Annotated in this window: 9 protein-coding genes and 2 tRNA genes; 4 read left to right on the top strand and 7 right to left on the bottom strand. The window is 29.1% G+C overall.

Annotated elements, in window-relative coordinates:
• Positions 1 to 90: 90 nt before the first annotated feature.
• From AACZ53_RS12385 to AACZ53_RS12375, 3 genes are all read right to left on the bottom strand, one after another.
• Positions 91 to 921, bottom strand: coding sequence for a Cof-type HAD-IIB family hydrolase (locus AACZ53_RS12385; protein ID WP_339838956.1), 831 nt, complete (start codon positions 919 to 921; stop codon positions 91 to 93).
• 78 nt (positions 922 to 999) lie between these two features.
• A tRNA-Met gene (locus AACZ53_RS12380) sits at positions 1,000 to 1,072 on the bottom strand.
• Between the two features lie 34 nt (positions 1,073 to 1,106).
• Positions 1,107 to 1,179: transfer RNA gene (locus tag AACZ53_RS12375), tRNA-Met, on the bottom strand.
• Between the two features lie 117 nt (positions 1,180 to 1,296).
• Between AACZ53_RS12375 and era the strand changes: the two genes are divergently transcribed.
• The gene (gene era / locus AACZ53_RS12370; protein WP_339838954.1) at positions 1,297 to 2,181 is read left to right on the top strand and encodes a GTPase Era; all 885 of its coding nucleotides are present in this window, start codon (positions 1,297 to 1,299) and stop codon (positions 2,179 to 2,181) included.
• Between the two features lie 40 nt (positions 2,182 to 2,221).
• Here era and AACZ53_RS12365 read toward each other — a convergent pair whose 3' ends face one another.
• From AACZ53_RS12365 to AACZ53_RS12355, 3 genes are read right to left on the bottom strand one after another with little or no spacing between them, the layout of a single operon-like run.
• Positions 2,222 to 2,719 carry a hypothetical protein gene (locus tag AACZ53_RS12365; protein WP_339838951.1) on the bottom strand — a complete coding sequence of 166 codons (498 nt, stop codon included), beginning with the start codon at positions 2,717 to 2,719 and terminating at the stop codon, positions 2,222 to 2,224.
• A gap of 52 nt (positions 2,720 to 2,771) precedes the next feature.
• Complete coding sequence (locus AACZ53_RS12360; protein WP_339838949.1) at positions 2,772 to 3,365, bottom strand: GNAT family protein; 594 nt, start codon at positions 3,363 to 3,365, stop codon at positions 2,772 to 2,774.
• Positions 3,366 to 3,367: 2 nt separating this feature from the next.
• Positions 3,368 to 3,862: a hypothetical protein gene (locus AACZ53_RS12355; protein WP_339838947.1), complete on the bottom strand. Its 495-nt coding sequence runs from the start codon at positions 3,860 to 3,862 to the stop codon at positions 3,368 to 3,370.
• A 121-nt stretch (positions 3,863 to 3,983) separates the two neighbouring features.
• Here AACZ53_RS12355 and der point away from each other — a divergent pair, with 121 nt between their 5' ends.
• The 3 genes from der (at position 3,984) to AACZ53_RS12340 (ending at position 8,112) form a co-directional block, all read left to right on the top strand.
• Positions 3,984 to 5,252, top strand: coding sequence for a ribosome biogenesis GTPase Der (der, locus tag AACZ53_RS12350; protein ID WP_339838944.1), 1,269 nt, complete (start codon positions 3,984 to 3,986; stop codon positions 5,250 to 5,252).
• Between the two features lie 129 nt (positions 5,253 to 5,381).
• Positions 5,382 to 6,935: a carboxypeptidase-like regulatory domain-containing protein gene (locus tag AACZ53_RS12345; RefSeq protein WP_339838941.1), complete on the top strand. Its 1,554-nt coding sequence runs from the start codon at positions 5,382 to 5,384 to the stop codon at positions 6,933 to 6,935.
• Positions 6,922 to 8,112 carry an outer membrane beta-barrel protein gene (locus AACZ53_RS12340; RefSeq protein ID WP_339838938.1) on the top strand — a complete coding sequence of 397 codons (1,191 nt, stop codon included), beginning with the start codon at positions 6,922 to 6,924 and terminating at the stop codon, positions 8,110 to 8,112. The genes AACZ53_RS12345 and AACZ53_RS12340 overlap by 14 nt, the downstream gene beginning before the upstream one ends.
• Before the next feature lie 85 nt (positions 8,113 to 8,197).
• Here the strand turns inward: AACZ53_RS12340 and AACZ53_RS12335 are convergent, their stop codons facing one another.
• Positions 8,198 to 8,515: a hypothetical protein gene (locus AACZ53_RS12335; RefSeq protein WP_339838935.1), complete on the bottom strand. Its 318-nt coding sequence runs from the start codon at positions 8,513 to 8,515 to the stop codon at positions 8,198 to 8,200.
• Between the last annotated feature and the right edge of the window lie 70 nt (positions 8,516 to 8,585).

Below are 8,585 nucleotides of genomic sequence, written 5' to 3'. Positions count from 1 at the left end.
TATTTTTATATTCTGAAAGAAATATGATTTTTATTATTTAATGTAGTTTAAAGCTTTTGGTTTGCTGTTGCTGATTAACCAGATTTGGCTTTAATTTAAAATATACTTCTGAATTACTTCAGCTACACCATTGTTATTGTTTGAAGCAACAATTACATCTGCTTTATCTCTAAGTTCAGGTGTGACGTTGTCTACCCAAACCCCTAAGCCGGCATATTGAATCATTGTTAAGTCGTTTCCTGCGTTTCCGACAGCTATAATTTCACTTTGACTAATATTTAGTTTTTTAGCTAATAATTTTAAGCTTGCTGCTTTGTCGATTCCGTGTTGAGCTACTTCTAAGAAAAATGGTTTTGACATAGTAATGCTTAAATGAGGCATTGCAGCTTTTAATTCTTTTTCTACTTTTTTTAAGTAACTCGGTTCTTCTAAAAGAATGCATTTTACGGCATCTGTTGTAACGGCCTCAATGAAACTAGTTACTTTGTTATGAGATAAACCAGTTATTTTTTTTTCAATTTCAATATATTCTGAATCGCTTTCGCTTACAATTTCATTATTTATATAGGTAATAATAGCTGTTTTGCTTTTTATACTAAAAGTATATAATTCATGAATCTGTTCTTTTGATAAAGTTTGTTTAAAGATAATTTTACCTTCTTTAACGCTGCTAATTATTCCACCGTTAAATGATATCATGTAAGAATTATTTAAATCCATTTCTAATTCTTTTGCAAAGACAGTCATTGCTGAAGTTGGTCTTCCTGAAGCCAAAACCACATGAATTCCTTGTTTTTGAGCTTTTAGAATCATTTCTCTATTTAGTGCAGATATTTTATGGTCATCTGTTAACAAGGTGTCATCCATGTCTAAAACCAACATTTTGTATGGCATTATTTGTCCTAAATTACTATTAAACATTTCTTTTTGAAATCTTCTACAACCTTTTCGTTTGTTACAAAACAAAAAAAAACTTCATATTTCTATGAAGTTTCTTAGTAGCGGGAACAGGACTCGAACCTGTGACCTTCGGGTTATGAGCCCGACGAGCTGCCTACTGCTCTATCCCGCGATGTGCGTTTGTAATTTCAATAAAATTAACCTAGTAGCGGGAACAGGACTCGAACCTGTGACCTTCGGGTTATGAGCCCGACGAGCTGCCTACTGCTCTATCCCGCGATTTGTGAGTGCAAAAGTACAACGATAAATTGAATAAACAAATCTTTTTTTTAAATAATGTTTTTATTTTATCTATTGCGTTGATATGACTACCTTTGCAAAAATAATAAGTATATAATGGATCACAAAGCAGGTTTTGTAAATATCATCGGTAACCCTAATGTAGGGAAATCAACATTAATGAATGCGTTAGTAGGAGAGCGTTTATCAATCATCACAAGTAAGGCACAAACTACTCGTCATCGTATTTTGGGAATCGTTAATGGAGATGATTTTCAAATTATTTTTTCTGATACTCCTGGAATTATTAAGCCAGCCTATGAATTGCAAAACTCAATGATGAACTTTGTAAAAAGTGCTTTTGAAGATGCTGATGTTTTAATTTATATGGTCGAAATAGGAGAGAAGGACTTAAAAGATGAAGCTTTTTTTAATAAAATTATATATTCAAAAATACCAGTTTTATTATTGTTAAATAAAATTGACAAATCAAATCAAGAACAATTAGAGGAACAAGTTGATTTTTGGAAAGAAAAAGTACCAAATGCAACTGTAATTCCAATTTCGGCATTAGAGAATTTTAATGTTGAAACTGTATTTAATACAATTAAAGAATTGTTACCTGTTTCACCAGCTTATTATCCAAAAGATGCTTTAACAGATAAGCCAGAACGTTTTTTTGTGAATGAAACTATTCGTGAAAAAATCCTTATAAATTACGAAAAAGAAATTCCCTATGCTGTAGAAATTGAAACGGAAGAGTTTTTAGAAGATGAAAATATAATTCGAATTCGTTCTGTAATTATGGTTGAAAGAGAAACACAGAAAGGAATTATTATTGGTCATAAAGGGGGTGCTCTTAAAAAAGTAGGAATGCAATCTCGTGCTGATTTAGAAAAATTCTTTGGGAAACAAATTCATATTGAATTATACGTTAAAGTTAATAAAGATTGGCGAAGCAGTAGTTTTCAATTAAGAAGATTTGGCTACAATCAAAAATAAATAGTAAACTGCCGCTGACTTCTGTTAGCGGTTTTTTTATTTAAAAGTCAACGACTCTCTTCATTAAGTCATCAAGTTTGTGCATTTGGGGTTGACACTTTTTTCTGTTAATTCTTGCCTGAAAATATAAAGCAAACCAAAAAACTACCATCAACCCCATTATAATAAAATCTAAAGTTGTGGATTGTTTTAATCTCCAATGTGAATAAGCAATCATTGAAAAAATTAAAAATATTCCTGCAATTATAAAATGTAAAAACATAAAGAACGTCCAAACGGTTTGATCTGGTCCATATAAACCTTTTATGTTAGTGGTTTTGTCTTCGTTAGCAGTTAATTCTATTTGTAAATGGGGGGAATAATATTTTCTTTTGGCTAACGTAATAAAAAAGAAAATATGAGGATCTGAAATTTTAATACTATAATCTTCTTTGACTTCAAGTTTAATTTTAGCTGCATTTTCAAGAATTTCTTCCATTGATTTGGGAACATCCTTGCTAAAGCTAGGTCGTAATGCAATTGTGTTTTCTATTTCCATTTCAATAAGTATAATTAACAATTGTTAAACCAAATTACTTAAAAATATTTAATTATAATCTTTTTAATATATTTTCTTTAACACTATTTTTCCATTCTTGTTTTAGAATACTTAAAATTATACTATCACGTCTTTCTCCATTGGGTCTAACCCCATTGCTTCTTAAGATTCCTTCTATTTGACAACCGATACTTTGCATGGCAGCAATACTTTTTTTATTGGCATTGTCTGCTCTAAATTCAACACGTTCCATATTCATTTTTTCGAAAGCGAATTCTAATAGTAAATATTTGCAGTTTTTATTTAATCCAGTACCTTGATAATCTTTGCCATACCAAGTGTAACCTAGTTGTAGTGTTTTGTTTGAAAGCTGAATGTCATAAAAACGTGTGCTCCCAGCATAAGAGTTGGTTTTCTTGTCAAAAACTAGGAATGGATAATCAACTTTATTTTTTCTTTTTTCAAGAGCAACTTTAAGGTAATTTTTCAATTCATTTTCATTGCTTGCTGGAAGTAAAGAATAGTGCCAAAGCTCAGGTTCGTTGATTGAAAAGGCTATTAAATTTTCTACATCTGAAAACTCTAAAGGTCTTAAAATAACACTTTCGTTTTCAAGGATGTATTTTTTGTTAAAGTCAAAATCCATATTCATTCAATAATTTTGTTGAATAATTTTTCCAATTCATGCATTTGAGAAAGACCTTTACTTCTATTTAATCGGGCAATGAAATAGAGTAAAAACCAAATAATAGTCATGGAAAACATGATCATTAAATCAAATTTGAAAGTTTCATTAAGAGACCATTTTGAATAGACAATAACCATGAAAATTAAAAAAACTCCAGCAACTATAAAGTGTAGAAACATAAAAAGTGTCCATAGCACAGGATCTGGGCCATATGTTCCTTTTATGAAAGTGTTGCCGTCTTCCATTTTTTCTAAAGCAATTTTTAGATTTGGAGAATATTTTTCTCTAAGTAACATTCCTATTGAAAAACGTATATATTGTTCAGTTATTTTTATTCTATAATCAGGTTCAACTTTGTTTTTAAGTTTTTCACAACTTGCAATTATAGCTTCAATGGGTTTTGAAACTACTTTATCAAATCTATATCTTAGTTTTAATTCTTTGTTTGGTTCCATAAATGGATTTTAGTTTCGGATTACTAAATTACAATTTATTTTATTAACGTAAAAGTATTATTTTGTTGTATAACTAAAGGTTAGTTAAAAAAACGTACTTTTGCACTTTCAAATATAAGTTATGAATAATATTGTTGCCATTGTAGGTAGGCCAAATGTAGGAAAATCAACTTTTTTTAACCGATTAATACAACGTAGAGAATACGGAAAAAGTGAGTGGAATGGAAAAGAATTTTCTGTAATTGATACTGGGGGGTACATTAAAGGCTCTGATGATATTTTTGAAGCAGAAATAAGAAAACAAGTAGAATTAGCCATTGATGAAGCTGATGCTATAATTTTTGTGGTTGATGTGGAAGAAGGAATTACTCCAATGGATGATGAAGTTGCTAAGTTATTGCGTAAAGTAAAAAAACCTGTATTGTTAGTAGTAAACAAGGTTGATAATGCTATGCGTACAAATGATGCGCTTGAATTTTATAATTTAGGTTTAGGAGAATATTTTGCTATTTCTGGAATGACAGGAAGTGGAACAGGTGAATTGCTAGATGAATTAGTAAATATTTTACCTGAAATGCCAGAAGTAACCGAAGATGAAAATCCATTGCCACGTTTTTGTGTAGTTGGAAGGCCAAACGCTGGAAAATCTTCGTTTATTAATGCATTAATTGGTGAAGATAGATTTGTAGTAACAGATATTGCAGGAACAACTCGTGATGCAATTGATACAAAATACAATCGTTTTGGTTTTGAATTTAATTTGGTTGATACAGCCGGAATTAGAAGAAAAGCAAAAGTAAAAGAAGATTTAGAGTTTTATTCTGTAATGCGTTCTGTTCGTGCTATTGAAAATAGTGATGTTTGTATCTTAATGATTGACGCAACTCGTGGATTTGAAGGACAAGATCAAAGTATTTTTTGGTTAGCTGAAAAGAATAGAAAAGGAATTGTTATCCTAGTTAATAAATGGGATTTGGTTGAGAAAGATACCATGACTACAAGAGATTATGAAAGAAAAATTCGTGAAGAATTATTGCCTTTCACAAATGTGCCAATACTTTTCGTGTCAGCCTTAAATAAACAACGTTTAATTAAAGCTTTAGAAGTGGCTGTAAATGTTTTTGAAAACAGAAAACATAGAATACAGACTTCTAAATTTAATGATATTATGTTGCCAATTATAGAACATAATCCGCCACCAGCATTAAAAGGTAAATATGTAAAAATTAAATATTGTATGCAATTACCAACACCAACGCCACAGTTTGTGTTCTTTTGTAATTTGCCTCAATATGTTAAAGATCCTTACAAACGTTTTATAGAAAACAAATTAAGAGAAGAGTTTAATTTTGAGGGAGTTCCAATCGAAATTTACTTTAGACAGAAATAATTGAAAAGCACCCAAAAGGGTGCTTTTTTTATAAAGTCTTGTTAAAATATCCGTAAGAATTTTTCTATGAGCACAATAAATTTTTTATTTGTCAGTTATTAAGAAAATCAATCATCAATCAAATTTTTTATGTTAAAAAAAATTACTTTAATTGCAACTTTATTATTTGCAGGCCTTGGCTTTAGTCAAAATACTTTTCAACTTTCAGGAAAAATAATTGACAGAGATTCGAAATCACCTCTAGAATCAGCAACAATTTATCTTACTAGTGTAAAAGATTCTACAATTATTGATTATACAATTTCTGATAAAAGCGGAAATTTTTATTTAAAATCAAGAAAAACAGAATCACCAGTAAATTTCAAAGTTTCTTACAACGGTTTTCAGAATTATAATAAGAAAATTGAGAATATTTTAGCAGATAAGGATTATGGGTCAATTGAAATGTTTGAGCAAACAGCACAATTAAATGAAATTGTAGTTAAAGGTGAAATTCCACCAATTCAAATTAAAACAGATACTTTAGAATTTAATGCTGGATCTTTTAAAGTTGGACCAGATGCAAACGTAGAAAAATTACTAAAACAATTGCCTGGTGTTGAAATTGATGATGAAGGAAAAATTACAGTAAACGGAAAAGAAGTAAAAAATATTTTAGTAAACGGAAAACCTTTCTTTGGTAAGGATGGAAAAATAGCTACTCAAAATTTACCTGCTGATATGATAGACAAGGTTCAAGTGTCTGATACAAAAACGAAAGCCGAAGAAATTTCTGGTAGAGCCGCAAGTTCAAACGAAAGTACCATAAACCTAACGATTCAAGAAGATAAAAATAAAGGAATGTTTGGTAAAGCAACTCTTGGTTATGGTTCAGATAAACGATACGAATCGAGTTTGTTGTTTAATTATTTTAAAGACACCCAAAAAATTAGTGTTTTAGGTTCTGCAAACAACATCAATTCAGTTGGGTTTTCTATGAATGAAATCTTTGATAATATGGGTGGTGGTCGAAATTCATCCGTTTGGGTTAATGATAGTGGTTCATTTAATATTAACGGAATGCAGTTTGGTGGTGGTTCTGGAATTACCCGTTCAAATATGATTGGTATTAATTATGCTGACGAATGGTTAAATAAAAAAATAGATCCAAATTTTAGTTATTATTTGAATACGGCCATTACTGAAAATAAAAACAGAACAAAAAGAACTAATCTTTTACCAACCGGAACTACAAAAACAGATTCAGAATCTTCTTTTAAAAACGACGTTGTTGGGCATAATTTCTCTTCAGAATTTGAAATAAAAATTGATTCAACTTCAACTTTATATTTGATGCCTTCCTTTTCGAAAAGTGATTCAAAAAACAGAAGTACAAGTTTTTCAAAATCATTTGATGTAAACGATGATTTGTTAAATGAGACTAATGGTTCTAACTTTAATGAGTCGGATAATAATAAATTTAAAAACAGTTTATATTACAACAAAAGTTTAAAGAAGAAGGGTAGAGCAATAAGTGTAAATGTTGATAACGAACATTCAAAAAATAATAATACATTAAATACAATTACGAATACTGTTTTTTATCAATCAGGCAATGCAGATGATACTCGTAATCAAAATGTATTTGATAAAGAATCGAACAATGACTTAAGATTTGAATTAGGATTTAATGAAAGGAACTGATTCTCGAAATACATTCAATTTTAATAGTACCACAAATCAGTATGATACTTTTAATGATTTATTGTCAAATACAATTGATTCAAAGAATAATACATTTGGAACATCAGTTGGTTTGCAATTAAGTAAGTCAAAACTAAGAGGAAGTATAGCATTAGGTGCTGATTTTTTAGGATATGATAATCAGTCTAATTATTTAGGAACAACTACAAGGTTAAAAAATAATTATGTGTACCCAAATGTAAATGGATACATGAGTTATAAAATAGCTAAATCGAAGTCTATTTATACGAACTTTAATTATGAAGCTTCATTGCCCTCCGCAAATCAATTATTGCCTTTTGAGAATTTAGCTAATCCTTTAAATACAATTATTGGTAATGCAAATTTAAAACCAAAAGAAACTTACAGAATGTATAATAATTTTAACAATTATGATTATGCTACTCGATCTGGTTTTTATGCTTATTTTGGAGGTAATTTAACTACAAATGATGTGGTAAGTTCAACTGTTTATGATTCCGATTTTAAAGCTGTTACAACTTATGAAAATGTTGATAAATCATATAACATGTTTACTGGCTTTAATGTAAATAAATCATATAATAAAGAAAAAAGAACCATTAAATACGGATATGGAATTTGGGTAAACTATAATTTTAATCAAGGACTAACTAATTCGGCTTTATATGAATCTAAAGCTTTGCAATTAAACCCAAGAGTTAATTTTTCTTATATTATTCAAGATAAAATTACCATTACACCTTCTTATAAGTATTCTTATAACATTACACGTTTTGATAATTATATTATTAATAAAACGGATAATTTCAAACACAGTTTTAAATTAGAAACCACAAGTTACTGGCCAAAGAATGTTGTGCTAGGAAATGATTTTGGATATAATTATAATTCAAATATAACAGGTGGATTTCAAAAAGATTTTTATTTATGGAATGTTAGTTTAGGCTATAACTTCTATAAAGATCAATTATTGGCAAAAGTCAAAGTTTATGATTTATTAAACCAAAATGTAAATGCAACAAGAAGTATATCTCCTACTTCAATCACAGATTCAGAAAACACCGTTTTGCAACAATATGTAATGTTTTCTTTAACGTATAAATTAGAAAAATTTGGAGGCAAAAAGAAAAATGATAACGGAATATTCTTTGATTAATTTGTTTTAAAATTGGATAATAAAAAACTCGTCTAGTTAATTAACTAGACGAGTTTTTTTATTTTATAATTTGATTATTGCTGTTTTAATGTAAAATTCGATTATAATGCAATTTTTTATTGAAAGCATTATTTTCTAATTTTTTCAATTCAGGAAAATTTGCTACTCTAGAATTTACGACATCAATTACTTTATCTAACTGTTCGTTAAGAAGATATTTGTTCCAGATTAATTTATCTCCATATGTTACAATACCTTTTATGTCGTTTTGAGATTCAGATTTTAAGAAGTTTTTCCAATCTATTGCTAAATTGTTTTTATCTCGTTGTCTGTCTTTCCTAATGTAATAGTAGATTCCTAAAGGAATAAGAAAAATAATAACTATTGAATAAATTAAAACCATACATTTATTTTAGCTTACTAACTTCTAATTTTGGATTTACCAGCTTCCACCAGCGCCACCTCCTGAGAAT

Origin of the sequence: uncultured Flavobacterium sp., assembly GCF_963975005.1 — a bacterium.
In the GTDB taxonomy this organism is placed as follows: domain Bacteria; phylum Bacteroidota; class Bacteroidia; order Flavobacteriales; family Flavobacteriaceae; genus Flavobacterium.
The sequence above is the reverse complement of the archived record's forward strand: the minus strand, read 5'-3'. Positions and strand labels throughout refer to the sequence as shown.